The sequence below is a fragment of the Jannaschia faecimaris genome (genome assembly GCF_900107415.1).
GTDB classification, from domain to species: Bacteria; Pseudomonadota; Alphaproteobacteria; order Rhodobacterales; family Rhodobacteraceae; genus Jannaschia; species Jannaschia faecimaris.
Genome location: NZ_FNPX01000001.1, coordinates 328,805 through 352,257 on the forward strand (window position 1 = coordinate 328,805; position 23,453 = coordinate 352,257).

Here is a 23,453-nt window from a genome sequence, read left to right on the forward strand (position 1 = left end):
CAAGGCCGAGGTTCATGTCGGAGCCAACCACGACACAGGAGAGACATATGCGACCCTCAGGACGAGCCCTTGACCAGATGCGCGACATTTCGATCGAAACCAATGTGACGAGGCACGCCGAGGGATCCTGCATGATCCGGTGCGGCGACACCCACGTCCTCTGCACTGCATCGCTGGAGGAGCGGGTGCCCCCCTTCCTGCGCAACACCGGGTTGGGCTGGGTTACGGCGGAATATGGAATGCTGCCCCGCGCCACGACGACACGGATGCGGCGCGAATCCGCAGCAGGCAAGCAATCGGGCCGCACGCAGGAAATTCAGCGCCTGATCGGGCGGTCCCTGCGCGCGGGCATCGACCGCAGCGCCTTGGGCGAGCGGCAGATCACCGTCGACTGCGACGTGATCCAAGCCGACGGCGGCACCCGCTGCGCATCGATCACCGGCGGGTGGATCGCGTTGCGCCTGGCGGTGAACAAGTTGCTGAAGGCCGGAGACATCGTATCTGACCCGATCATCGACCACGTCGCCGCCGTCAGCTGCGGTGTCTACGCCGGCCAATCGGTTCTGGACCTGGACTACCCCGAGGATTCCGAAGCCGGGACAGATGGCAACTTTGTCATGACAGGCGCGGGTCAGATGATCGAACTTCAGGCCAGCGCCGAAGGTGCGACGTTCAGCAAGGGCCAGTTCGCGGAGCTGATGGGCCTTGCCGAAAAAGGCGTGGGCGAGTTGGTCGCCGCGCAAAAAGCCGCCGTCGCATGAGGACCTTCGAGGGGAAAGAGTTGCTGATCGCAACTCACAACCTGGGCAAGCTGGACGAGTTCAAGGCCCTTCTGTCCCCCCTCGGCATCACCTGCCGATCGAACCGCGATTTCGACCTGCCTGAGCCCGTGGAAACCGAACAGACTTTCGTTGGCAACGCCCGCATCAAGGCACGCGCCGCAGTAGAGGCCACAGGCCTGCCCGCGTTGGCCGACGACTCCGGCATAGAGATCGATGGTCTGGACGGGGCCCCTGGTGTTCATACGGCCGACTGGGCCGAAACGCCCGACGGCCGCGACTTCGTTATGGCGATGACCCGCGCCTGGACGGAGCTTGAATCGCGCAACGCGCCGGAACCGCGCACAGCCCGGTTCTGTGCCACGCTCGTCCTTCTTTGGCCCGACGGGCATGAGGAGGTTTTCGAGGGTCACGTCTCCGGCCACCTTGTCTGGCCGATACGGGGTACGGTCGGGCACGGGTACGACCCGATGTTTCAGCCCGACGGCTTTGACCTGACGTTTGCGGAAATGCCTACGGAACAGAAGAACGCCATCAGCCACCGCTCCGCCGCGCTGCGCAAGATGGCGGCCTGCTTTGGGGCCAAGTGATGAGCCGGGTGTCAATCTACGTCCCGCACGCAGTCAACCGTATCGCAGTCCGGGGTACATGATGGAAAACTGGCAGGAGGCAGGGTTCGGGCTTTATGTCCATTGGCCATTCTGCGCCGCGAAATGCCCGTATTGCGACTTTAACAGTCATATCACCGACCGCGTCGAGCAAGACCGTTGGCGCGCCGCCCTTCTGCGGGACATTGACTATTGGGCTGAGCGGACTGGGCCGCGAATTTTGACCTCGATCTTTTTCGGCGGGGGAACGCCCTCGATGATGGTGCCCGAGACAGTGGCCGCGATTATTGACCGGGCCCGCACCCGGTGGACCGCCGCAAACGACCTGGAAGTTACCTTGGAAGCTAACCCGACGTCCGTGGATGCTGGCCGGTTTTCCGGGTTCGTAGATGGCGGTGTCAACCGTATCTCGGTAGGTCTTCAAGCGTTGAACGATCAAGATCTGAAGCAGCTGGGCCGTCTGCACAGCGTCAGCGAGGGCAGGATTGCATTCGATCTTGCAAAAGAACTTGTGGATCGCGTGTCTTGCGACCTGATCTATGCTCGACAGGATCAATCCGCAAAGGCATGGGAACAGGAGTTGGCCCAAGCGCTGACGTTCGCGGGCGATCACCTTTCCCTGTATCAACTGACAATCGAGGACGGGACGGCCTTTGGTCGCCGGCACGCCGCGGGTCGCCTGCCCGGTTTGCCCGACGAGGATCTGTCCGTCGACCTTTGGAACATCACGCAGGATCTGTGCAGCGCAGCTGGCTACCGTCGGTACGAAACATCGAACCACGCGCGTGCCGGGGCCGAGTCCCGGCATAACACGATCTATTGGCGCGGCGGCGACTGGGTCGGGGTTGGGCCCGGTGCGCATGGGCGCCTAACGATGCCCACCGCAAGGATTGCGTCGGAAGCGGCACCCATGCCGGATGCCTGGATTACCCGCGTCGAGAAGACGGGAACGGGCACGATGCGGGAGAGCGTACTTCCGCAACAAGAAGTCGCCGAAGAGTTTTTACTTATGGGCCTGCGGCTGCAGGAAGGTCTGGATCTCGACCGCTATGCCCGCCTTGGAGGTTCAATTGACGCCGATGGGCTGTCTCGAATGATGGCCCAAGGGTTTGTCCGAACCAATAAAAACAGGCTCTATGCAACGGAATCCGGCACGCTGCTGCTAAATTCAGTCTTGGTCGAACTAAGCCCGGTCGAGGCCTGACGACAAAAGCTGACACAGCCGGTCCAGATCGTCGAGCGACTTGTATCGAACCGAAATGTGCCCGCCGTCACCAGCAGTCGCATGATCAATCTTGACGCTCAAACCAAGCGCCGCTGACAGATCACCTTCCAGTGCCCGCGTGTCCGCGTCCTTCTCCGCCGACGACCGCCCGGTCGGTGCCGATGTTTCACCCCGAGGGTTGGTCGCTGCCTTCGCCAACCGCTCCGTTTCGCGAACGGACAGCCCACCACTCACAACGCGCTTCGCCAGTGCCACCGGGTCGGGCGCATTGATCAACGCGCGCGCATGGCCTGCGGAGAGCATTCCCTCGCGCAGAAGATCCTGCACGACGTCCGGCAATTTCAGAAGACGCATCAGGTTCGCGACATGACTGCGCGACTTTCCCAGGACAGTGCTCAACTTTTCCTGCGTATGCCCGAACTTCTCCATAAGTTGACGAAATCCGAGTGCCTCTTCAATCGCGTTCAAATCCGACCTTTGAATATTCTCAATGATCGCGATTTCGAGGACCTCCGTGTCGTCCATGTCCCGGCGCACGACCGGCACCTCGTGAAGTCCCGCCCGCTGCGCAGCGCGCCAACGGCGCTCGCCCGCAACGATCTGGAAATCGCCCGGCCGCCCAGGGTCCGGACGAACAATCAGAGGTTGAATCACGCCCTTCTGCGAAATCGATGCCGCCAGGTCTGACAGGTCGCCTTCGTCGAAAGACCGACGTGGCTGCTCGGGATTCGGCCTGATCTTTTCGATCGGCATCATCTGATCGAGTGAGACGCCGCCGTCCATATCAGTTGCCGAGACACCGACATCGGCCATCAATGCGGACAATCCGCGCCGCATCGCGCGTTTTTGCGGGACTTCAGACATGGGACACCTGCTTCACATTATTTCGCTGTAAAAGTTCCGCCGCAAGACTGCGGTACGCGATCGCTCCGCGGGACGTGGGGTCGTAGTTCAAGACCGGCATCGCATAGCTTGGTGCCTCGCTCAGGCGAACATTTCGGGGGATCTTCGTCTGGAAAACCAGATCGCCCAAGTTCTCCCGCGCATCCTCCTCCACCTGGAGGCAGAGATTATTCCGACGATCAAACATCGTCAGGACAACCCCTTCCACCCGAAGATCGGAGTTCGCCGTCGTTCGCACCTCGCGAACCGTCAGAAGGAGCTGGGAAAGACCCTCCAAGGCGAAGAATTCAGCTTGTAGCGGGACCAGTATCGTATCCGACGCTACAAAAGCGTTTATCGTCAGAAGATTTAGAGATGGTGGGCAATCGATCAAAATATAGGAATATGGGGTATCTCGAAGCCGCAAAGCGTTTCGGAGGTGCATCACGCGCCGTGCACTGCTCATCAGTTCGGTGTCTGCCGAGCTCAGATCCATCGTGGCCGGTACGATCCACAAGTTCTCGACATCTGTCTGCTGCGCAATGTCAGAAGGCGCTGACTCCCCAAGAATGAGGTCATAAGTGCTTTGGTGCCGCGTCTCCTTCGAAACACCAAGACCGGTTGACGCATTCCCCTGCGGATCGAGGTCGATCAGGAGAACACGCTCACCCCGCATGGCGAGCGCTGCGCCCAAATTTATGGCCGTGGTCGTCTTTCCGACGCCACCCTTTTGGTTCGCGATGCTTATTATCTTTGGTTTCACTGCTTGATCCGCCGCGCGTTTTTTATTTTCAAGATTACCGACCCGGTGCCTGCCGGGTTGTCAAAGACCTCCAAATCATACTCCCAATTCTTCCGCGCCACTAGATCTTCGCTACGCCAGTTCGCGCCCTTCAAGAAAAGTAGCGCACCATCTTCCGCCACGTGCCGCGCCGAAAATTCCAACAAACCCGGGAGTGGGGCGAGTGCACGCGCACTGATGACCTCAGCACGTTGTGGGTCAGCCGCCTCGATCCTTGAATTGACAATCTCGACACTCAGGCCCAACTCGCGCCGAGCCGTCGCCAGGAACGCGCACTTGCGGCCGTCGCTCTCGATCAATTTTATGGGCCGCTTGCCACCCTCAATGATTGCAACGACAAGCCCGGGAAAGCCACCTCCGCTTCCCAGATCTACCCATTTCCCCACCCCTTCTCCGTAACGAATTAGCGCAATGCCATCGGCGAAGTGTCGATCTTGAAGGGCGGCAAGCGTCGACTTGGCAACGAGGTTTATTCGCGGGTTCCATTTTCTGACAAGAACTTCCAGATGATCCAATGCGTCCTGTGTTTCACGTGAAACATCGAAGTGTGTTGATATGATGCTCATGCCGTCCGACGAGTCCCGTGTCGGATGGCCGCCAAAAGAACGACGATCGCTGCAGGCGTAATGCCCTCAATTCGGCCAGCCTGAGCCAACGTCTCCGGGCGAACAGTCTGGAACTTACTCCTCACCTCGGACGACAGACCATCTATTGCGCCGAAATCAAACCCAGCCGGTATCGCTAGCCCTTCGTTTGCCCGGACACTCTCGATCTCCTTAAGCTGCCGCGCCACATAAGAATCATACACCGCACCGCACCGAAGCTGCTCCACAGCGGCAATCTTCAGTTCGTGAAACGCTGGAACAGCCGCTATCAGTACAGCGGGATCACAATCTTTAAGCCGTAGCGTCTCATATCCACTCCTCGCCGGCGAGTCTGGACGGATGTTCAAGCCAAGATCGATCAGCGTTTTCGCCGATAGCAGCTCGCCCTCCATACTAGATCGATGGTCAGCAAGCTCTGCAGCCTTAGCACCGAACGTCGCAGCTCGCCGCTCCCCGACACACCCGATCTCAACACCACGCGGGGTCAAGCGAGAATCCGCATTGTCCGCGCGAAGCAAAAGCCGATACTCTGCGCGTGACGTAAACATACGGTAGGGTTCGGTCACGCCCCGTGTCGTCAAATCGTCAATCATCACGCCAAGATAGCCCTCCGACCTCGAAAAGCGGACGGCTTCTTCGCCGCGAACTGCCTTCACGGCATTGATGGCGGCAACAAGACCTTGACCTGCGGCCTCCTCATAGCCGGTCGTGCCATTAATCTGGCCCGCTAGGTACAATCCTCGGGCACCGTGAACCATAAGCCCCGAAGTAAGGCCCCTCGGATCTACGAAATCATACTCAATTGCATAGCCTAGCTGCGCTATCTCCGCCTGCTCAAGGCCTGCGATGGAGCGAACGTAGTCAAGCTGCACATCCGCCGGAAGAGAGGTCGAAATGCCGTTTGGATAGACCAGGTCGGACGTCAGACTTTCGGGCTCTAGAAAGATCTGATGCGACGTCTTCTCAGAAAAGCGTACCACCTTATCTTCAATCGACGGGCAATAACGCGGGCCAGTGCCGTCAATCATGCCTCCGTACATCGCCGAACGATCAAGGTTCGCACGGATGATATCGTGAGTCCTCTCGTTTGTGTGCGTAATTGAGCAGGAAATTTGGGGCGCAAAAGCCTTATCATGGAGAAAGGAGAAAAGTGTCGGGGTCTCGTCACCAACCTGCTCTTCTAGGCCTTCGAATCTGATCGAACTCCGGCGAATACGCGGGGGCGTTCCCGTCTTTAACCGCCCGATCCGAACGCCAAGATCACGAATCCGATCTGCCAGGCGCATTGAAGCATTAGCGCCATGCCGCCCGCCAACGGTCTTCTCATCACCGATGTGCATCAATCCACGGAGAAACGTGCCTGATGTCAGGATCGTCGCACCTGCAGGAATATCTGTTCCGTCACCAAGCCTGACGCCATTAATCGTACCATCTTCCTCGGACAACAAGTCAACGACTTCAGCCTCAATCACTTCCAGTCCATGTGCCGCGTTGATCTCCGATTGCATCGCGGCCTGGTAGAGCGCTCGATCCGCCTGAACTCGGGGTCCGCGAACCGCAGGACCTTTACGCCGATTCAGCAGCCGAAATTGAATCGCCGCACGATCGGCGACACGACCCATGATCCCGTCAAGCGCGTCGATCTCCCGAACCAAATGGCCCTTACCTAGCCCCCCGATCGCCGGGTTGCACGACATGACTCCAATATCAGACTTCTGAAATGTGATCAGCGCCACCCTCGCGCCCATTCGCCAAGCAGCATGCGCAGCTTCGGTGCCGGCATGACCCGCACCAATGACCAGAACATCGAAGGCTGTGTGTTTCACGTGAAACACTCCTATTTTCCGAGGCAGAAGGACGAGAACACTTCATCCAATACCTGTTCGATATCAACTCCGCCAATAATTTCTTGGAGCACGCTGGCCGCATTCCGAAGGCGCAGGGCAATAATGTCTGCGTCTTCCACACCGATATCCGCGATTAGTTCGGCCAAGATGTCACGTGTTGCAACCAGTACACGCTGATCGCGCTCCTGCGAAACCAAGCCGCTGTCTGATACCCGGCACGAGAGCCGATCGCCAATCTGCGTCAGAAGCCGCTCAATTCCAATACCAGATCGCACGGAGATCGCACGCGGGTCCCCGTTCAGATCGCCTTTGCTTCGCACGACCATGTCATCGGGGAACCGGTCTACCGGCCAAGCTGGAGCAATCTCTTCCTCATGAAGGAGAATTCTCAAGTCAGCACTCTCTGCACGGGCCAGGGCCCGCGACACACCAATCATCTCGACGGTATCTGTCGTCTTTCGGAGACCAGCAGTGTCAAGAATTGTTACAGCTAAACCGTTGATATCACACCTTACTTCAACAATATCTCGCGTAGTTCCGGCAACGTCCGTAACAATCGCAGAGTCGGTTCGCGTCAACGCGTTCAACAGGGATGATTTCCCGGCATTCGGCGCACCGATCAATGCAACCTCAAAGCCCGACTTAAGCCGGGCAACCCCAGCGGCCCCCGTAAGCTCGCGCTCGATCCCCGCCTTCGTAGTTGTAATCAGATCGAGCACTTCACCGAACACGTCTTCGGGCACCTCCTCGTCCGCAAAGTCGATTGTCGCCTCGGTCAGGGCGGTCGCCCGGATCAACTGATGCCGCCACATTCCCACTCGCTCTGCAACTTCGCCGCCAAGGACTCGCATCGCATGTTTGCGCTGTGCCTCGGTCTCGGCCTCGATCACATCCCCCAGACCCTGCACCTGAGTCAGATCCATTCGGCCGTTCATCAGCGCACGTCGCGTGAATTCTCCCGGTTCCGCCATGCGCGCCAACCCGGTATCGCCAATTGCGCGAAGAACGGCGCGTATGACCGCGACGCTGCCGTGCAGATGCAGCTCAACGACGTCTTCACCAGTGAAGCTGGCGCCCGCTTCGAAATACAGAACGAGAGCATGATCCAGAATATCGCCGGATGCATCCGTCAGCTTGGCAAGTCGGCTCCCGCGGGGATCCGGTCGTTTGCCCCCGAGTTGCGACAGGGTCTGGACGGCCTGTGGTCCGGAAACCCGAACAATTGCGACGCCTGCCTTTCCCTGGGCGGTGGCCAGGGCAAAGATCGTATCTTCCACCCTGTCGTCCCCCGGGTCAGGAATTCATAGACTCAAAGAAATCGTTGTTTGTTTTCGTCTGCTTTAGCTTGCCGATCAAGAATTCGATCGCATCGGTTGTTCCCATCGGGTTCAGGATACGCCGCAGGACGAAGGTTTTCTGCAGGTTCTTCGGATCGACCAAAAGCTCTTCCTTCCGCGTGCCGGACTTCAGGATGTCCATCGCTGGGAAGACGCGCTTATCCGCAACCTTGCGATCAAGGACGATTTCGCTGTTACCGGTGCCTTTGAACTCCTCGAAGATCACCTCGTCCATACGGCTTCCGGTATCGATCAACGCGGTCGCAATAATCGTAAGCGATCCACCTTCCTCGATGTTACGTGCAGCACCGAAGAACCGCTTTGGCCGTTGCAGGGCATTGGCGTCCACACCACCGGTCAGAACTTTACCCGACGACGGGACCACAGTGTTGTAGGCACGGCCCAACCGAGTGATCGAGTCCAGCAGGATTACGACGTCTCGCTTGTGCTCGACCAACCGCTTGGCCTTCTCGATGACCATTTCGGCCACTGCGACGTGGCGCGTGGGCGGCTCATCAAAAGTCGAGGAGACGACCTCACCCTTGACCGACCGCTGCATGTCGGTGACCTCTTCCGGCCGTTCGTCGATCAGCAGGACCATCAGGTAGCAATCGGGGTGGTTCGTCTCGATCGACTTGGCAATGTTCTGCAACAGTACCGTCTTACCCGTGCGCGGCGGGGCCACGATCAGCGACCGCTGGCCCTTACCGATGGGTGCAACCAGGTCAATGATCCGAGCGGAGCGATCCTTGATCGTCGGATCCTCGATTTCCATCTTGAACCGCTCATCCGGGTACAGCGGTGTCAGGTTGTCGAAACTAACCTTGTGCTTGGCCATTTCCGGATCAGCAAAGTTGATCTGCGTAACCTTGGTCAGAGCGAAGTAATTCTCGTTCTCTTCCGGAGCCTGAATGATCCCGTCAACCGTGTCACCGGTGCGCAGCGAATGTTGACGGATGACTTCGGGCGAGACGTAGATATCATCAGGCCCGGAAAGGTAGTTCGCCTCGGGCGAGCGCAGAAATCCGAAACCGTCCTGCAGAACTTCCAGCACACCTTCGCCAGAAATCTCCCAACCTTCGTCAGCCCGTTCCCGCAGAATCGAGAACATCATCTCGCCCTTGCGCATGGTGGAGGCGTTCTCGATCTCAAGCTCTTCAGCCATATCGACCAGGGCCTTGGGCGACATCGCCTTGAGATCGCGCAGGTTCAACTGTTCCGGAGCCTCGTCGCTCTGGTTATCGTCGGGGGTATTGTCGTCACGCATGAACATGCTCTCCGCAGGGGACAGGCGACGCTGCCCATCCTTGGGCGCGGCCACGTCAGAAATTTCGAGACCCGATATCCAGATCAGAACGATCCATCGGTATAGGCCAGTTAAATGCTGCGTCGTTTCAAGTCAATCACGACTGAAATCATCAGAACGGTCGGACAATCACTGCGACCACGATAACGAGCAAGAGCACTGTCGGAATTTCGTTCATCATGCGATATGTCCGACCGGATTTCATCTGCCCTTCGGCCAAGCGCTTCCGTTCCCCGCCGCACCACATGTGGAACGCCGTCATTGCAATCACACAAACAGCTTTGATCCAGGGCCAGGCTGACCCCCAATCAACACTTCCCATCCCGACGATAGCGAGGCCGAAGACCCACGTCGCGATCATCGCCGGATTCATGATCGCCCTGAGAAGACGCCGTTCCATCACTTCCAGGACAGGAACCATTGCCGGAACCTTCGCGGCCTGCTCAGCGTGGTAGACGTAGAGGCGTGGCAGGTAAAAAATACCAGCCATCCACGCAATCACCGAGATCACGTGACCGGCTTTCAACCACAGATACAGATCGGTCATCGCGGTCCCCCTTTACCCGGCCTTCCTATCTTAAAGAAAGAAAGAAAGAAGGATGAAGTTGATTGTAGGAGCAGTGGATATCGGGGATTAAATTTCGTTCAGGCAGATGCCCACAGAGACGATCGGCTTCGACTCTCACAGTTCGTAGACTGGGGATAATCAGTCTACCTCTCAGCCAAAGAAGGGATGATGGCTGTGGAAGGCCTTGGGGAACGTAACTGGATACACGACGAACAGATCAAGTTGTTGCACAGCCCGAAGATGAACCTCGCCAAGCCAGAAAAGTTTCAGACGGATCGCGCAAAACCGATGACTTGTCCTCAGGCCCGGCAGGGTCCAATCCTGTCACAGGTTTTCCCACCGGGTTTCATACCCGGTTTTCCCCAGAGTTGCTCCGGTCCCTGAATGCTGATTCTTGCTTCCACGTCCCGCACCCGTCAGGAATTGCTGCGCAACGCTGCGATTCCCTTTCAGGCGCGCCCGCCCCGCGTTGATGAAGAGATGGTGAAGGAGGCGTTGCTTGCCGAAGGGCATCCTCCTCGCAATATCGCGGATGCCCTCGCGGAGCTTAAAGCGATGAAGGTTCGGGATGGAGACCTGGTCCTGGGCTGTGATCAAGTTCTTGATCATGCGGGGGCATTGATGTCCAAGCCCGGCACGCCCGAGGAGGCCGTTGCACAACTGACAGCTTTGTCCGGCGATAGGCACCGTCTGCACGCGGCCGCCGTCGTGGCTGAAAACGGTAAGCCTGTCTGGCGACATATCGCGACCATAGCGATGACGATGCGAAAGATGAGTGACGATTATATATCTGATTACGTTGAAAGAAATTGGGATACGATCCGTTACTCCGCCGGAAGCTACACGCTGGAGGGAGAGGGTGCGCGGTTCTTCCACCGGGTCGATGGAGACTACTTCGCGGTTTTGGGTTTGCCATTGCTGCCGTTGATCGACTTCCTCGCCAATCGTGGAGACTTGCGAATATGACTCTTTTGGCCGGTGTCATCGGCGATCCGATCGCCCAAAGCCGTTCCCCCCGTCTCCATGGTCACTGGCTTCGGCGCTATGGGATCGACGGGCATTATGTACCGCTGCATGTCAGGCCCGAAGTCTTGGAAGCGACACTGAAGGTGCTGCCCGATATCGGGTTCTCCGGGCTGAATTGCACGATTCCGCATAAGGAGGCCGCGTTCCGCCTGGCCGATGATGTAACGGACCGGGCACGCGCGGTTGAGGCGGCAAACACGCTGATGTTCACGGAAGATGGAAGAATTATAGCCGATAACACAGATGGTTACGGGTTTATCGCCAACTTGAAACAGCAAGCCCCAGAGTGGGATATTACCAAGCCGGCCCTTGTACTCGGAGCTGGCGGCGCGGCACGGGGAATCGTTGCGGCCTTGCTGGAGGTGGGCGTGCCCGCGGTGACCATTGCCAACCGGACGCACACGCGCGCCGAGGGGCTGGCCGCCTTGTTAGGCGCGGATGTATTGCCGATCGAATGGGCCGGGGCTTCCACGGCGCTGGCTGATCATGGCTTGTTGGTTAACACCACAAGCCTCGGCATGTCTGGGCAGCCCCCGCTTGTCTTCGACCTGTCATCGATGTCGGACCATACCACTGTAGCGGACATCGTTTACTCCCCGCTGATGACCCCGCTCCTGACGGATGCGCAGGCGCGGGGCGCACAGGTCGTGGACGGGTTGGGCATGTTGCTGCATCAGGCCGTGCCCGGCTTCGAGGCTTGGTTCGGTCGGACCCCCACGGTTGACGAAGAACTGCGTCGGGCGGTCCTTGCATGATACTCGGGCTGACAGGCTCCATCGGTATGGGAAAGTCCACGACGGCTCAGATGTTCCGCGACCTCGACGTGCCGGTGTGGGATGCTGACGCGACGGTCCACGATCTTTATGGACCCGGCGGTGCCGCGGTCGCACCAATGTCAGCGATGTTTCCGGATGCGGTTCGCGACGATGCCATCGACAGGGCCGCGCTTCGCCGGATCATCACAGCGGATCAGACCGCCCTCAAACGGATTGAAGGTATTGTGCACCCCTTGGTTGCCGCGGACCGCAAGGCGTTCCTTTCAAGCAGCGACGGGCTAGTGGTGTTGGATATTCCGTTGATGTTCGAAACCGGGGCGGACGCCCTTGTCGATCGCGTCGCAGTCGTCACCGTTGACCCGGAAACGCAGCGGGCGCGGGTGCTGGACCGGGGCACGATGACTGAATCTGAGTTCCACGCGATCCTGTCCAAGCAGATGCCCGACGCTGACAAACGGTCGCGCGCGGATTATATCATTCCGACGGACGACATGGAAACCACCCGCGCCACCGTGGCCGCCATCGTGGAGGAGCTGAGATGAGAGAGATCGTCCTCGACACCGAAACCACCGGATTCGAGCCTGAATCCGGCGATCGTATCGTCGAAATCGGCGCGATTGAGCTGATCAATCACGTCCGGACGGGTAAGGAGTACCACCAGTACATCAATCCCGAACGCAGCATGCCCGCCGGAGCTTTTGAGGTGCATGGCCTGGGCGATGATTTCCTCAAGGATTATCCGGTCTTCAAACAGATCGGGCAGGCGTTCATCGACTTTATCGGTGATGCCAAGCTGGTGATCCACAATGCCGCCTTCGACATGAAATTTCTGAATGCAGAACTCAAGTGGATGGGGTTGCCGGTCATGCACATGAACCGGGCGGTCGATACGCTCGCTATCGCACGCGCAAAGTTCCCGGGTTCGCCTGCATCGCTGGATGCGCTGTGCCGTCGGTTCGGGATCGATAACGCGGCGCGGGTCAAACACGGCGCGTTGCTCGACTCCGAGATCCTCGCGGAAGTCTACCTGGAGCTGATCGGGGGACGGCAGCCGACGATGTCGCTCGTCAGCCAGTCGTCGGGGGGCGAGGTCAATGCCTCTGGAACATGGACGCCGCGGCCCCGACCGGCCCCCCTTCCGTCGAGAGTGACAGAGGCAGAGGGCAAGGCCCATGCCGCCTTTATCGAGGCGCTGGGCGACGGTGCCCTATGGAAGACTGGCGGCTGATCCGCGAAATGAAACGGCCCGGCGCAGGATGCACCGGGCCGAGATCAAATCTGTCAGATTCTTTTTACGAGACGGTGGCTGTCGCGGCCTCGGCCTGGGCGCGGCGCGTGAGTTCATTGCGGTAGAGCGTCACGAAATCGATGTTCTCAAGGTTGAGCGGCGGGAAGCCGCCATCGCGCGAGACGTCCGAAACGATACGGCGCAGAAACGGGAACAACAGACGCGGGCACTCGATCATCAGATAGGGATGCATCTGGTTTTCCGGGACGTTGGAAATCGCGAAAACGCCGGCATAGTCCAGCTCCATTGCGAAAACCGTATCGTCGGATCCCTTGGACTTGGCGGTCACGTTCAATTTTACGGCCACTTCGTATTGGCCTTCCGTCGATCGCTTCTTGGCCTCAAGACCAACCTGGACGTTGATTTCGGGCTGTCCGTCCAGCGTCTTGCCTTTCTGGACTGCAATATTCTCAAACGACAGGTCGCGAATGAACTGACCCAGAACCTGCGTTTGCGGCATCTGCTGCGGAGTGGCGGGGGCACCGGCCCCGTTCGAGGTTTCAGGTGTGGTCTGATCTTCGTCGGCCATGCTCTTCTTTCCTTGCGTCTGAATTAGGTTGACCTCGGTTACCAGACGCTCTCCTGCGTCACAACCGAGCCTTAAGGGGGCTTACTTTTGGGTCCAGCCGGAGGGACCGTCGCGGGGCGGGACCTCGACATACTCGGCCTCGACCACGTCATCCCGTGGGCTCGGCGGCGTGCCGTCCTGCTGTCCCATGGTGAAGGATTGCACCTTGATCCGCTTGCGGACCGCCTGCATCACCTTGTCGCGGACCCCCGGCACGAGCAGCAGAAAGCCGACAGCATCCGTAAAAAACCCCGGCGTCAGCAGCAGCAGTCCCGACGCCAGTATCATCGCTCCATGCGCCAGCGGGCGTGTTGGATTATCAAGCGTATTCAGCGAGTTCTGAATGCGCGCAAGCTCGGCAAGTCCTTGACGACGCACGAGATATGTACCAATCACCGCGGTGACGACCACGATTGCCAATGTGGGCCAAAGCCCCAGTATCCCACCGACCTGAATGAACAGGGCGATTTCGATCAGCGGGACGATGATGAACAAGGCCAACAGCGGCATGGGCAACTCCTTCTCGGGGTGCGGCTTCCCTTGACCCCCTTGCGGTCTTACATATGTCCCAAGCACAGGATACCAAGACCCGACCCTGCCGGAGCAAAGGATGACCGACGCCGTGATACAACTACTCGTCCTTGCCGGGATTGCCCTCTTTCTGGTGCTCAAGCTGAAGAATGTCCTCGGGACGCGCACAGGCTTCGAAAAACCCCGGATAACCCCAACGTCCGATAGCACCGACGTGCGGCGGGATTTCGAGGTGATCGAAGGTGGCCCCGACCGCGACATTACCGATTTCGTGGAGGATGGCAGCGATAACGCCAAGGAGCTTGCCGCCATGAAAGGGGCTGAACCGGGTTTTTCCGTCAGCGAGTTCGTCGGCGGCGCACGGCAAGCCTATGAGATGATCCTGATGGCGTTTGAGAATGGCGACCTGTCCGAAGTTCAACCGTTCCTGTCGGAAGACGTGTACGAAGCGTTCCTGTCCGGCGTGTCGGATCGGGAGGACAAGGGCCTGAAGGTCCACGCCAGTTTCATCGGCGTCCGGGAAACAACGCTGCGCAAGGCGCGGTTCGACGCGGCGGACAAGACGGCGGAGATCACGATCCGCTTCGTCTGCGAATTAACCAGCGTCGTTAAGGATAGCGAAGGCACCGTGGTTGAGGGCAACCCCAACGAGATCAAGAAACAGCGCGATGTCTGGACCTTCGCCCGAAAGATGGGCACCGGCGATCCGAACTGGAAGCTGGTCGCCACGGGCGATTGACGTGACCCAGGCAATGCAACCCCAGGCCGCCCCCGAAACGGGGCGGCTTTCGTTTTCCGACTTGCCGGGCTGGGCAGACGACGATCTGGATGCGACACTGGCCGCTCTGCGCCTGGGCGATGCGGCGGTTCCCAGCCGCGATGCACGCGCATGGTTCGAGGCAACGTTCAGGCCCGGTCCGGAGTTGGCCGGCCATTTCACCGGATATTACGAACCAGAGCTCCAGGCCTCCCGCACGCGCAGCGAGGCTTATCCCTGTCCGATCCACACGCTTCCCGATGGTGGGATTACCGCACCGCGCGCCACGATCGCGCCGCTCCTTGCCGGGTACGAGTTGGCCTGGCTGCGCGATCCGGTCGACCTGTTCTTCCTTCAGGTACAAGGCTCGGGGCGTCTGCGCCTGACCGACGGGTCAACGATGCGCGTCGGTTACGCCGGCAAGAACGGTCAGCCCTATGTCTCGATCGGCAAGCTTCTGGTCGAGCGCGGTGTGTTCGATGCGGACATGACGGCGGAGGGATTGAAGACTTGGCTGCGCGCGGATCCGGCGCGGGGGGACGCGCTGATGAACGAAAATCCCAGCTACGTCATGTTTCGGTCGGTCGAGCTATCCACGGAAACGGGGCCGATGGGTACGCTTTGCCCGGTAACTGCCCTTCGCAGCTTGGCCGTCGATCCGGACCACACACCGCTGGGCACTCTCGTCTGGATCGAAGTCGCGGGCCACGCGCGCCTGTGCATTGCGCAGGATACCGGATCGGCGATCAAGGGGGCAGGGCGGGCTGACCTGTTCTTTGGCACGGGCGCGGAAGCGGGAAGCCGGGCCGGGGCGTTGAATCAGTCCGGTCGCTTTGTTCCGCTGGTGCGGCGATGAAACGGCGACGGGGACTGAGTTTCGAGGATCGGGAGATCTGGTCGCGCTACAAGCAGAGCGCGGATCCCCTGCATCCCGATCAGCCCGAACCGGAACCCGACTCCAATCCGATGCCGACCCCAAAGCGACCTCGCTATGTTGCGCCCTTCGAGATGGGCAGCCGCGCCCGGCCGCGCACGTCTGGCCATGCGCTATTACCTTCGATCTCGGATCAGGTGAACAAGGCCCCGCTGCGCATGGATTCCAAGACGCACCAGCGGATGCGCGCGGGCAAATTGCGCCCCGAGGCCAAGCTGGACTTGCATGGCATGACCCTGGACGTGGCGCACCCGGCGCTGACGCGGTTCATCCTGTCAGCCCAAGCCGAGGGCAAGCGGCTGGTCATCGTGGTGACCGGGAAGGGCAAGGCCAAGCCTGATCATGGTCCGATCCCCACGCGTTTGGGCGTACTCAAACACCAGGTACCCCAATGGCTGCGTCTGGCCCCGCTGTCAGGCGTTGTACTGCAGGTGACCGAAGCGCATAGGTCGCACGGCGGGTCAGGAGCCTACTATGTCTACCTGCGGCGCTAGGGTCGGGCGTGCGCGGATCACGGCATAAGCCGCAATGGCCGCCGATAGAACGAAATAGGCTGCGATTGCCGACATCTGTTCCGGGAAATCCAACCCGGCGTCGATCAGAACGCCGGTGAGGCCCGGCCCGATAGCGGATCCAAAAACCATGACCGCCATCGCCAGCGCCTTGATCGAACCCAGGTGACGCGTTCCATAGAATTCCGCCCAGAACGCTGTCGGCACGGTGGCCTGCGCGCCGGTGCCCAGCCCCAGAACCATCAGGCCCAGTGCGGCGACCCCCAGTGTCTCGGCCCAGCCGATCAGCATGAACGCGGCGGCAAATGGCAACAGGTAAACCGCAAGCAATCGCCCCGTCCCGACCCGGTCTAGAAGGGCACCCGATGCAAAGGTGGTCGCGACGGAAACGGCCATGAACAGGGGCATCAGGGCGACGTAATCCAATAGGTCCCATCCTTTCACCTCGGTCAGGTGCACCTGGTGGAAGAACAGCGCGGTGCCGAAGGCGGGCGGCCCAAGCAACAGTGGGATAAGCAGCCAGAACAACCAGTGGCGCAACATCGCGCCCCGTGTCCAATGCAGGCCGTTCATCCCTGGCGCGGGGGATTCTGCCGCAAGCGATTGCGGTGTCCGTTCCGCCTGCAGCAGGCGCAGGATGATGGGCATGGTCAAAAGAACCAGTGCTGCCGCCACCAGCCAGAGTGTGCGCCACCCGGCGACGGCCAACAAGGCAACGAAGATGATCGGCAGCACTGCCTGACCTAACGCAAAACCCATGGAGGCGACGGAGAGGGCCTTGCCTCGTGTCGCAACAAACCAGCGCGCCATGGCAACGGCGGAGATATGGCTCATCATGCCTTGACCGAACAGGCGCAGCGCCAGCACCGTCACCGTGAGTGCGATGGCCCCGGAGAGCGTCGCCATTGCGACGCAGGCCAGTGCCAGACCCGTGGCTGCGACCATCGCCAAGCGACGCACGCGCAGCCGGTCCGTCAGGCCCCCGACAAAGACCATCAATGCAGCCGAAGCGGTGGTCGCGATGGTATAAATCAGGCCCCAGTCGCCGTCGCTCAGGCCGAAATCCCCCATGATCTCACCTGCGAAAAGTGAGATGAAAAAGGTCTGACCATAGCTCGACGTAAAGCAGATCAGCATCCCCGCCGACAGGAACGCCGCGTTGTCGCGCAGAAACCTCAGATAGGCGGCGGGCCCGCCGGCACCGCCGGTCACCGGGTCACAACACGTATCGCGATATATCGGTCGAGCGGGCCAGTTCGCCCAACTGCGCTTCCACGAAATCGGCGTCTATGGTGACTTCGGTGCCCGGTTTGTCGGGGGCGTCAAATGACAACTCCTCGAAGACACGCTCTAATACTGTATAGAGTCGGCGGGCTCCGATGTTCTCGACGCTGTCATTCACTTGCGCGGCGATGCGCGCCAACGCGGCGATGCCCGGTTCGGTGAAGGTGACGGTCACCTGCTCGGTCGCCATAAGGGCTGTGTACTGTCGCGTCAGGGCATTGTCGGTTTCGGTCAGGATGCGCACGAAATCATCCTCGGTCAGGGCGCGCAGCTCCACCCGGATGGGCAGGCGGCCCTGTAGCTCCGGCAGCAGGTCCGACGGTTTTGCGATGTGGAACGCGCCCGATGCGATAAACAGGATATGGTCGGTCTTGACGGTACCGTGCTTGGTCGAAACCGTCGTCCCCTCGATCAGCGGCAGCAGGTCGCGCTGTACGCCCTCGCGGCTGACGTCGCCGCCGCGGGCGTCGGCACGGGTGCAGACCTTGTCGATCTCGTCAATGAAGACGATTCCGTTCTGCTCCACCGCACGTATGGCCTCGCGCTTGATGGTTTCGTCATCCAGCAGCTTGTCGGCCTCCTCGTCGATCAGCAGCTCGTAGGATGCGGCGACGGTCAGGCGTTTCTTGACGGTGCGTTGCATCATCTTTCCGAACAGATCGCCAAGGTTCGCCATCTGGTCCATGCCCGGTTGACCGGGAATGGCCATGCCCATCGGGTTCGAGGTGTCGGACACTTCCAACTCGATGATCTTGTCGTCCAGTTCGCCCGAGCGCAGCTTTTTTCGAAAGCTTTCGCGTGTGCCCTCGCGGGCATCGGTGCCAGCCAGTGCCGTGATCACACGGTTTTCAGCGGCCCCGTGTGCCTTGGACTTGACCTCGTCGCGCATGTGCTCCCGGATCATGGTGATGGCCGCCTCGACCAGGTCGCGGATGATTTGTTCCACATCCCGACCAACATAGCCGACTTCGGTAAACTTGGTCGCCTCGACCTTGAGGAACGGTGCGCGGGCCAGCTTGGCCAAACGTCGGCTGATCTCGGTTTTACCCACGCCGGTGGGCCCGATCATCAGGATATTCTTCGGATAGACTTCGTCCCGCAGGTCGTCGCCGAGTTGCTTGCGCCGCCAGCGATTGCGCAACGCGACTGACACGGCGCGCTTCGCATCCTTCTGTCCGATTATGAAACGGTCCAACTCGGACACGATTTCGCGCGGGGTCAGGTCGGTCATTTGCCACTCCGGATATTCGTTGCACCCTACCTAAGGGGCGCTCACGGAAACGCAACGTCGGTCACGGCTGCGTGCGACCGGTCGCCTCGCATGGGGTGACTACGATCAACGTCAGGGATAGTCTGGTGCGCCCGCGTTTCATTTCCGGTTATTGCGCCAAGCCTTTCGAGCGCCGTCTCTGGCGAGGATCGGCCGTCATCGCACAATCCAACTTGACCGGTGCCTGTCGGCCGTCGTCATGTTCGAGGGGGTGAATTACATCCGGAGGAGGATAGCATGCTCGATCTTGGCAACCGAACTTCGATCTACCAACCCGAACAGGAAGGGCTGATCTTTCCATGGGAACCTGAATTCGATTCCGTCGAGGAGGAGCGTCGGTACCGCAAGGAACACCTTGTCGCTGCTTGCCGCGCCTTTGCACAGGAAGGCTTCGACTACGGTTTCGCAGGTCACCTGACGGTGCGCGACCCGGAGCGGCCCGAGCTTTACTGGACAAACCCAATGTGCGTGCATTTCGCCAAGGTGAAGGTGTCGAACCTGATCCTGGTGGACCACGTGGGCACGGTGATCGAGGGCGGTCATGCTGTGAATCGGGCGGGTTTCGTCCTGCATGCGAACGTTCACGAGGCGCATCCCGACATTATCGCCATGTGCCACGCGCATACGCCCTTCGGGGTGGCCTGGGCCGCGACTGGCCGCCCGATTGATCCGATCACTCAGGATGCCTGTGCCTTCTTCGAGGATCACGTGGTCATCGGTGAATCTGCTGGTGCGGTGGCCGTCGAGAACCATGCGGGCAATGATGTCGCCAAGGCGTTCAAGGGCGTAAAGGCCGCTATCCACCAGAACCACGGCCTGCTGACCGCCAGCCGCCACAGCATCGATGCCGCGGCATTCTGGTTCATCGCGCTGGAGCGGTGCTGCCGACAGCAGCTCGACATCGCCGCCACCGGGATCGAGCCTATCCGTATTCCTGAAAAGGGCGCGCGCTATAGTCGCGAACACGTTGGAAGCGATTATATCGGCTGGCTGCATTTCCAGACGGTTTGGAACCAGCTGATCGAGGATCAGCCCGACATGTTCGACTGAACCGGAAGGCGGTCGAGGGCTATTCGCCCTCGATCGTCTCCAATGTCAGGTTGCCGTTGGTATAAACACATATGTCGGCTGCGATGCCCATCGCCTTGCGCGCGACCTCTTCCGCCGAGAGGTCGGCCTCAATCAAACCGCGTGCTGCGGCCAATGCGAAGTTGCCGCCTGACCCGATGGCGGCGATGTTGTTTTCCGGCTCCAGCACATCGCCCGCGCCGGTAATGATCAGAAGCTCCTTGCCGTCGGTGACGATCAGCATGGCCTCCAGCTTTTGCAGGTACTTGTCCGTGCGCCAGTCCTTTGCCAGCTCCACGCTGGCGCGGGCCAACTGGCCGGGCATGGCTTCCAGCTTGGTTTCCAGCCGCTCCAGCAGGGTGAAGGCATCCGCCGTTGATCCGGCAAAGCCTACGACGACGTCATGACCGCCGGGTGACATACGCCGGACCTTGCGCGCGGTCCCTTTGATCACGGTCTGGCCCAAGCTGACCTGACCGTCGCCAGCTACGACGACGCGACCGTTCTTGCGAACTCCGATGATTGTGGTGCCGTGCCATCCGGGGAATGTGTTGGACATATTGTTACCTCTCTGGGCGTGGAACTCGGTGTGGTTTCGCCGGTTTGGCAAGTGTTCGAACCATCTTGCAAAGTGTAAATCTTAGTTGACGTATTCTTCTGTACGTATAAGTTGACAGTGTCCGATACTCGAAGCCGTGGAATCGTCCCGATCGATTTCCGGTCAACACCGGATCTTTCCTGTCTTCGGGCGGGGATGCATGCCCGCACCGCGCGATCAACAGACTGGTCGTTCTCTGTCTCGCACGGTGCGGGTATTTCTCTTCTCAGGATGTTTCGACCGGCCCGAAGATCCGCGCATGGTGTTCGCGCAGGTAGATTCGAATCCACGGGGTAAAGAGGTCGGGGTTTGCTTCGATCTCTCGCATCAGCTCGGGCAGGGGGGCCCAGCGGGTCGCCTGCACTTCGTCTGGCGCGGGATCGACGGTCAGCGCGCCGTCAGCCTGACCCACGAAAACTTCGGCCACTTCATGTTCGATCAGGCCCTGACCGACGTCGGCCCGGTATTCGATCGACTCGCGCTGGGTCAGGGGTACGCCGGTCACGCCCAGCTCATCGTTCAGCCGACGGATCGCGCAGGTCGCAGCATCCTCTCCCCAGTGTGGATGTGTGCAGCAGGTGTTCGCCCAGAGGTCAGGGGTGTGATATTTTCCCGCCGCGCGCTGCTGAATCAGCAGGCGGTCGCCCCACATCACGAAGACGGAAACGGCCTTGTGCTTGAGCCCACGTTGATGGGCCTCCAGCTTCTCGACGGGCAACAAGGTGCCATCGACCCAGGCAGGAATCATGATCGGCCCGTCGCGGGCCACGGTATCGGTGGTCATTGTCGTCTCAACGTCCCTTGGTTCAAGCCGGGGCGCTATTGATCGCCCTTGTCCAGCAAGCCGAACTTTCGAAGTTTAACGTACAGGCTTTGACGGCTGAGGCCCAGCATTTCAGCTGCGGCGACACGGTTGTTCTGCGTCAGATTGATGGCGGCCTCGACGCAGTCCCGCTCGATCGTATCTGTCATGCTGGCGACGATATCGCGCAGTGGTACACGTCCGACCTGTCGCGCGGCGTCTGCACTGGCAAGGAGCGGCTGCTCGGCGGTTCCCTGTGTTTCCGCCGTGTCACGGATGACATTCGCCAGAGAGACGTCGCGCAGGATCAGGCCGTGCCCGCCGTCCGGCAGATCGGAAACAGTGATTTCGACCGGCAGGCGTTGACCCGTGAGTCCGACAACCTGCGTTGAAAACGTTCTTGGGCGATTCTGGTCGGTCATCGCCTTGAGGTCGATGGTCCCGCGCAGCAAGAAGCCGGTAATGCTCCGATCCGCCACCACGCTTTCGGATGCGGCACCGACCATTCGCAGAAAGGCCGGGTTCATACGCGTTATATGTCCTTGGTCATCAAGGCAGATCATGCTGTCCGGACTGGCCTGGGAGAGGGCAGTGAACCCCTGCGGCCCATCGGATGTCCCGGCGTCGGATAGGTGGGTCAGGCGACAGACCAGAATGACCGGATCGCTGGCCCGGCTCAGCTGCGGGCGCAGAACGACGGTTCCGTTGCTGCCGCGCAGTTCGGCCGTGACGGTCCTGTTTGAACTGGCGGCGGAGCACAGACTGTCGATGAACTCGCTGCGACGACGGCCCTCAAAACATTGGGTAAAAGCCATTCCGGTACTGAACGCGCCGTGCGTATCGCTGGGCAGGCCCAGCAGCGCGACAGCGGGTTTGCTCAGGTCGAGGATGCGGCCTGTATGGGCATCGACAAGGACGATCGCGCTTTCAAGATGCGTCAGAAGAATACGGTTCAGACCTTTGGTCATGTGATCTTCTTCGTGGGCAGCCTCCAGCGCGGATTGCAGCCGGTCCGCCCGGGCCACAGCGTCGGCGAGCGGGGACTGATCGAGGCCGACGATCTGATATCCGTCTTCTCGGGATCGCAGTACGACGGACAGTACCAGATCAGACCTATCGTCGAGCGGTAGCGAAATCTGGGTGCGGGCCCGTGACGACACACCCTCGTCGAGGGATTTTCGCGCACGGATGAACTGTGCCTGCGATGACCGGGACAAGATGTCGTAGATGCGCTTGCCGACCCAGTCATCGCTCTCCGGAAGTGGTTTTGATCCGTTGGCCCGGATCTGGACGATATGATCATCCGACGAAAGGACGAAAATCACGTCCGCGATGCTCGTCTCCGCAGTAATGTGGTCAAACTCCCGAGTGGCCTCGGTCTTTCGGACGCTCATTCGATATCCTTCTAGTCCGCCTAGGGCACCCTCGCCCGCGGGATCTAGCGTTTCAAATAAGCAGTAAAATCTGGTATCCAAGGCGTAACGATGCGGAACCCACGCCCCTAATCTCCACACCCGAGTAGATAACACACATTTTTGTTGCAGTTTAGCGTCTTGCAGTCTGACTGTGTCAGTCTAGGTCTGATAAGGAAAACGGAAGAGGGAGACTATATATGAAATTTGCAATCGCATTCGCCACGACGGCGCTTCTGGCCGCACCGGCATTCGCCGATGCGCACCTTGCCGCGTCCGGTGATGCCGCCGAGGGTGAAAAAGCTTTCCGTCAGTGCCAAGCGTGTCACGTGGTCGAGGATCCTTCGGGTGAAGTTCTTGCTGGTCGCGCCTCGCGCACCGGTCCCAACCTGTACGGGGTCGTCGGACGCACCGCCGGTTCGGTCGAGGATTTCCGGTATTCGGATCTGATGATCGCCGCCGGTGAGGCGGGCATGATCTACGACGAGGCAAACTTCGTGCCTTACGTCATGGATCCGACTGCGCACCTCAAGGAAGCCAGCGGCGAAACCTCGGGTCGGGGCAAGATGTCCTACAAGGTCCGCAAGGAAGAAGACGCCATCAACCTGTATGCCTTCCTGGCACAGTTTCAGGACGAAGCCGCTCAGTAAACGAACAGTATCGTTGCA

Annotated in this window: 26 protein-coding genes; 12 read left to right on the forward strand and 14 right to left on the reverse strand. The window is 59.8% G+C overall.

Annotated features, from left to right (window positions below):
- Positions 1-47: 47 nt before the first annotated feature.
- The 3 genes from rph (at position 48) to hemW (ending at position 2,591) form a co-directional block, all read left to right on the forward strand.
- Complete coding sequence (gene rph, locus BLV27_RS01565; RefSeq protein ID WP_092641257.1) at positions 48-761, forward strand: ribonuclease PH; 714 nt, start codon at positions 48-50, stop codon at positions 759-761.
- Positions 758-1,369, forward strand: coding sequence for a non-canonical purine NTP pyrophosphatase (locus tag BLV27_RS01570; RefSeq protein ID WP_092641260.1), 612 nt, complete (start codon positions 758-760; stop codon positions 1,367-1,369). The genes rph and BLV27_RS01570 overlap by 4 nt, the downstream gene beginning before the upstream one ends.
- Positions 1,370-1,430: 61 nt before the next feature.
- Positions 1,431-2,591, forward strand: a complete 1,161-nt coding sequence (gene hemW, locus BLV27_RS01575; protein WP_092641263.1) for a radical SAM family heme chaperone HemW — start codon at positions 1,431-1,433, stop codon at positions 2,589-2,591.
- On the opposite strand, the gene BLV27_RS01580 is transcribed toward hemW, so the two are convergent.
- From BLV27_RS01580 to hemJ, 7 genes are all read right to left on the reverse strand, one after another.
- Positions 2,571-3,476 carry a ParB/RepB/Spo0J family partition protein gene (locus tag BLV27_RS01580; RefSeq protein WP_092641266.1) on the reverse strand — a complete coding sequence of 302 codons (906 nt, stop codon included), beginning with the start codon at positions 3,474-3,476 and terminating at the stop codon, positions 2,571-2,573. The two genes, hemW and BLV27_RS01580, sit on opposite strands and share 21 nt — an antisense overlap.
- Positions 3,469-4,194: a ParA family protein gene (locus tag BLV27_RS01585; RefSeq protein ID WP_425283630.1), complete on the reverse strand. Its 726-nt coding sequence runs from the start codon at positions 4,192-4,194 to the stop codon at positions 3,469-3,471. Before BLV27_RS01585 ends, BLV27_RS01580 begins: the two co-directional genes overlap by 8 nt.
- A 59-nt stretch (positions 4,195-4,253) precedes the next feature.
- Positions 4,254-4,862, reverse strand: coding sequence for a 16S rRNA (guanine(527)-N(7))-methyltransferase RsmG (gene rsmG, locus BLV27_RS01590; RefSeq protein WP_092641272.1), 609 nt, complete (start codon positions 4,860-4,862; stop codon positions 4,254-4,256).
- The gene (gene mnmG / locus BLV27_RS01595; RefSeq protein ID WP_092641275.1) at positions 4,859-6,736 is read right to left on the reverse strand and encodes a tRNA uridine-5-carboxymethylaminomethyl(34) synthesis enzyme MnmG; all 1,878 of its coding nucleotides are present in this window, start codon (positions 6,734-6,736) and stop codon (positions 4,859-4,861) included. Before mnmG ends, rsmG begins: the two co-directional genes overlap by 4 nt.
- A 2-nt stretch (positions 6,737-6,738) precedes the next feature.
- Complete coding sequence (gene mnmE / locus BLV27_RS01600) at positions 6,739-8,025, reverse strand: tRNA uridine-5-carboxymethylaminomethyl(34) synthesis GTPase MnmE (protein ID WP_092641278.1); 1,287 nt, start codon at positions 8,023-8,025, stop codon at positions 6,739-6,741.
- A gap of 16 nt (positions 8,026-8,041) precedes the next feature.
- The gene (gene rho / locus BLV27_RS01605) at positions 8,042-9,352 is read right to left on the reverse strand and encodes a transcription termination factor Rho (protein ID WP_092642025.1); all 1,311 of its coding nucleotides are present in this window, start codon (positions 9,350-9,352) and stop codon (positions 8,042-8,044) included.
- A gap of 151 nt (positions 9,353-9,503) precedes the next feature.
- Complete coding sequence (gene hemJ / locus BLV27_RS01610; protein WP_092641281.1) at positions 9,504-9,938, reverse strand: protoporphyrinogen oxidase HemJ; 435 nt, start codon at positions 9,936-9,938, stop codon at positions 9,504-9,506.
- Between the two features lie 405 nt (positions 9,939-10,343).
- Here hemJ and BLV27_RS01620 point away from each other — a divergent pair, with 405 nt between their 5' ends.
- From BLV27_RS01620 to dnaQ, 4 genes are read left to right on the forward strand one after another with little or no spacing between them, the layout of a single operon-like run.
- On the forward strand, positions 10,344-10,925 hold the full coding sequence (locus BLV27_RS01620) for a Maf family protein (RefSeq protein WP_092641288.1): 582 nt from the start codon (positions 10,344-10,346) through the stop codon (positions 10,923-10,925).
- A complete protein-coding gene (locus tag BLV27_RS01625; RefSeq protein WP_092641291.1) occupies positions 10,922-11,740 on the forward strand; it encodes a shikimate dehydrogenase in 819 nt (272 codons plus the stop codon). Before BLV27_RS01620 ends, BLV27_RS01625 begins: the two co-directional genes overlap by 4 nt.
- Positions 11,737-12,303 carry a dephospho-CoA kinase gene (coaE, locus tag BLV27_RS01630; RefSeq protein WP_092641294.1) on the forward strand — a complete coding sequence of 189 codons (567 nt, stop codon included), beginning with the start codon at positions 11,737-11,739 and terminating at the stop codon, positions 12,301-12,303. Before BLV27_RS01625 ends, coaE begins: the two co-directional genes overlap by 4 nt.
- Entirely contained in the window at positions 12,300-12,989 is a 690-nt protein-coding gene (gene dnaQ / locus BLV27_RS01635; RefSeq protein WP_092641296.1) for a DNA polymerase III subunit epsilon, read from the forward strand. Before coaE ends, dnaQ begins: the two co-directional genes overlap by 4 nt.
- 64 nt (positions 12,990-13,053) lie before the next feature.
- Here dnaQ and secB read toward each other — a convergent pair whose 3' ends face one another.
- Entirely contained in the window at positions 13,054-13,578 is a 525-nt protein-coding gene (gene secB, locus BLV27_RS01640) for a protein-export chaperone SecB (RefSeq protein ID WP_092641299.1), read from the reverse strand.
- Between the two features lie 81 nt (positions 13,579-13,659).
- Complete coding sequence (locus tag BLV27_RS01645; protein ID WP_092641302.1) at positions 13,660-14,127, reverse strand: FxsA family protein; 468 nt, start codon at positions 14,125-14,127, stop codon at positions 13,660-13,662.
- 100 nt (positions 14,128-14,227) lie between these two features.
- Here BLV27_RS01645 and BLV27_RS01650 point away from each other — a divergent pair, with 100 nt between their 5' ends.
- Genes BLV27_RS01650 through BLV27_RS01660 form a run of 3 tightly spaced genes read left to right on the forward strand, consistent with a single transcriptional unit; the run spans position 14,228 to position 16,333 of the window.
- A complete protein-coding gene (locus tag BLV27_RS01650) occupies positions 14,228-14,887 on the forward strand; it encodes a Tim44/TimA family putative adaptor protein (protein WP_092641305.1) in 660 nt (219 codons plus the stop codon).
- Between the two features lie 13 nt (positions 14,888-14,900).
- Positions 14,901-15,761 (forward strand): murein transglycosylase A, encoded by an 861-nt coding sequence (gene mltA, locus BLV27_RS01655; protein ID WP_170831315.1) that lies wholly within the window; start codon positions 14,901-14,903, stop codon positions 15,759-15,761.
- Complete coding sequence (locus BLV27_RS01660) at positions 15,758-16,333, forward strand: Smr/MutS family protein (protein WP_092641310.1); 576 nt, start codon at positions 15,758-15,760, stop codon at positions 16,331-16,333. Before mltA ends, BLV27_RS01660 begins: the two co-directional genes overlap by 4 nt.
- Here BLV27_RS01660 and BLV27_RS01665 read toward each other — a convergent pair.
- Both BLV27_RS01665 and hslU read right to left on the reverse strand, forming a co-directional pair.
- Complete coding sequence (locus tag BLV27_RS01665; protein ID WP_092642028.1) at positions 16,301-17,488, reverse strand: MFS transporter; 1,188 nt, start codon at positions 17,486-17,488, stop codon at positions 16,301-16,303. The two genes, BLV27_RS01660 and BLV27_RS01665, sit on opposite strands and share 33 nt — an antisense overlap.
- 79 nt (positions 17,489-17,567) lie before the next feature.
- Complete coding sequence (gene hslU, locus BLV27_RS01670) at positions 17,568-18,866, reverse strand: ATP-dependent protease ATPase subunit HslU (protein WP_092641313.1); 1,299 nt, start codon at positions 18,864-18,866, stop codon at positions 17,568-17,570.
- Between the two features lie 276 nt (positions 18,867-19,142).
- On the opposite strand from hslU, the gene BLV27_RS01675 reads away from it, so the two are divergent.
- Entirely contained in the window at positions 19,143-19,955 is an 813-nt protein-coding gene (locus BLV27_RS01675; RefSeq protein ID WP_092641316.1) for a class II aldolase/adducin family protein, read from the forward strand.
- Between the two features lie 19 nt (positions 19,956-19,974).
- Here the strand turns inward: BLV27_RS01675 and hslV are convergent, their stop codons facing one another.
- The 3 genes from hslV to BLV27_RS01690 form a co-directional block, all read right to left on the reverse strand.
- Positions 19,975-20,532, reverse strand: a complete 558-nt coding sequence (hslV, locus tag BLV27_RS01680) for an ATP-dependent protease subunit HslV (RefSeq protein ID WP_092641319.1) — start codon at positions 20,530-20,532, stop codon at positions 19,975-19,977.
- Between the two features lie 265 nt (positions 20,533-20,797).
- Entirely contained in the window at positions 20,798-21,355 is a 558-nt protein-coding gene (gene idi / locus BLV27_RS01685) for an isopentenyl-diphosphate Delta-isomerase (protein ID WP_244504499.1), read from the reverse strand.
- Between the two features lie 35 nt (positions 21,356-21,390).
- The gene (locus tag BLV27_RS01690) at positions 21,391-22,767 is read right to left on the reverse strand and encodes a helix-turn-helix domain-containing protein (protein WP_092641323.1); all 1,377 of its coding nucleotides are present in this window, start codon (positions 22,765-22,767) and stop codon (positions 21,391-21,393) included.
- Between the two features lie 218 nt (positions 22,768-22,985).
- On the opposite strand from BLV27_RS01690, the gene BLV27_RS01695 reads away from it, so the two are divergent.
- Complete coding sequence (locus tag BLV27_RS01695; RefSeq protein ID WP_092641326.1) at positions 22,986-23,435, forward strand: c-type cytochrome; 450 nt, start codon at positions 22,986-22,988, stop codon at positions 23,433-23,435.
- Positions 23,436-23,453: the final 18 nt, after the last annotated feature.

Excerpts from the sequence above, each read along its gene's own strand:
- hslU (WP_092641313.1), bottom strand. The coding sequence starts at position 18,866 with ATGACCGACCTGACCCCGCGCGAAATCGTGTCCGAGTTGGACCGTTTC.
- hslV (WP_092641319.1), bottom strand. The coding sequence starts at position 20,532 with ATGTCCAACACATTCCCCGGATGGCACGGCACCACAATCATCGGAGTT.
- mltA (WP_170831315.1), top strand. The coding sequence starts at position 14,901 with ATGCAACCCCAGGCCGCCCCCGAAACGGGGCGGCTTTCGTTTTCCGAC.
- BLV27_RS01665 (WP_092642028.1), bottom strand. The coding sequence starts at position 17,488 with ATGCTGATCTGCTTTACGTCGAGCTATGGTCAGACCTTTTTCATCTCA.
- BLV27_RS01675 (WP_092641316.1), top strand. The coding sequence starts at position 19,143 with ATGCTCGATCTTGGCAACCGAACTTCGATCTACCAACCCGAACAGGAA.
- idi (WP_244504499.1), bottom strand. The coding sequence starts at position 21,355 with ATGACCACCGATACCGTGGCCCGCGACGGGCCGATCATGATTCCTGCC.
- dnaQ (WP_092641296.1), top strand. The coding sequence starts at position 12,300 with ATGAGAGAGATCGTCCTCGACACCGAAACCACCGGATTCGAGCCTGAA.
- secB (WP_092641299.1), bottom strand. The coding sequence starts at position 13,578 with ATGGCCGACGAAGATCAGACCACACCTGAAACCTCGAACGGGGCCGGT.
- BLV27_RS01620 (WP_092641288.1), top strand. The coding sequence starts at position 10,344 with ATGCTGATTCTTGCTTCCACGTCCCGCACCCGTCAGGAATTGCTGCGC.
- BLV27_RS01645 (WP_092641302.1), bottom strand. The coding sequence starts at position 14,127 with ATGCCGCTGTTGGCCTTGTTCATCATCGTCCCGCTGATCGAAATCGCC.
- BLV27_RS01650 (WP_092641305.1), top strand. The coding sequence starts at position 14,228 with ATGACCGACGCCGTGATACAACTACTCGTCCTTGCCGGGATTGCCCTC.
- BLV27_RS01695 (WP_092641326.1), top strand. The coding sequence starts at position 22,986 with ATGAAATTTGCAATCGCATTCGCCACGACGGCGCTTCTGGCCGCACCG.
- rho (WP_092642025.1), bottom strand. The coding sequence starts at position 9,352 with ATGCGTGACGACAATACCCCCGACGATAACCAGAGCGACGAGGCTCCG.
- BLV27_RS01625 (WP_092641291.1), top strand. The coding sequence starts at position 10,922 with ATGACTCTTTTGGCCGGTGTCATCGGCGATCCGATCGCCCAAAGCCGT.
- coaE (WP_092641294.1), top strand. The coding sequence starts at position 11,737 with ATGATACTCGGGCTGACAGGCTCCATCGGTATGGGAAAGTCCACGACG.
- BLV27_RS01690 (WP_092641323.1), bottom strand. The coding sequence starts at position 22,767 with ATGAGCGTCCGAAAGACCGAGGCCACTCGGGAGTTTGACCACATTACT.
- rph (WP_092641257.1), top strand. The coding sequence starts at position 48 with ATGCGACCCTCAGGACGAGCCCTTGACCAGATGCGCGACATTTCGATC.
- hemJ (WP_092641281.1), bottom strand. The coding sequence starts at position 9,938 with ATGACCGATCTGTATCTGTGGTTGAAAGCCGGTCACGTGATCTCGGTG.
- hemW (WP_092641263.1), top strand. The coding sequence starts at position 1,431 with ATGGAAAACTGGCAGGAGGCAGGGTTCGGGCTTTATGTCCATTGGCCA.
- BLV27_RS01660 (WP_092641310.1), top strand. The coding sequence starts at position 15,758 with ATGAAACGGCGACGGGGACTGAGTTTCGAGGATCGGGAGATCTGGTCG.
- BLV27_RS01580 (WP_092641266.1), bottom strand. The coding sequence starts at position 3,476 with ATGTCTGAAGTCCCGCAAAAACGCGCGATGCGGCGCGGATTGTCCGCA.
- rsmG (WP_092641272.1), bottom strand. The coding sequence starts at position 4,862 with ATGAGCATCATATCAACACACTTCGATGTTTCACGTGAAACACAGGAC.
- BLV27_RS01570 (WP_092641260.1), top strand. The coding sequence starts at position 758 with ATGAGGACCTTCGAGGGGAAAGAGTTGCTGATCGCAACTCACAACCTG.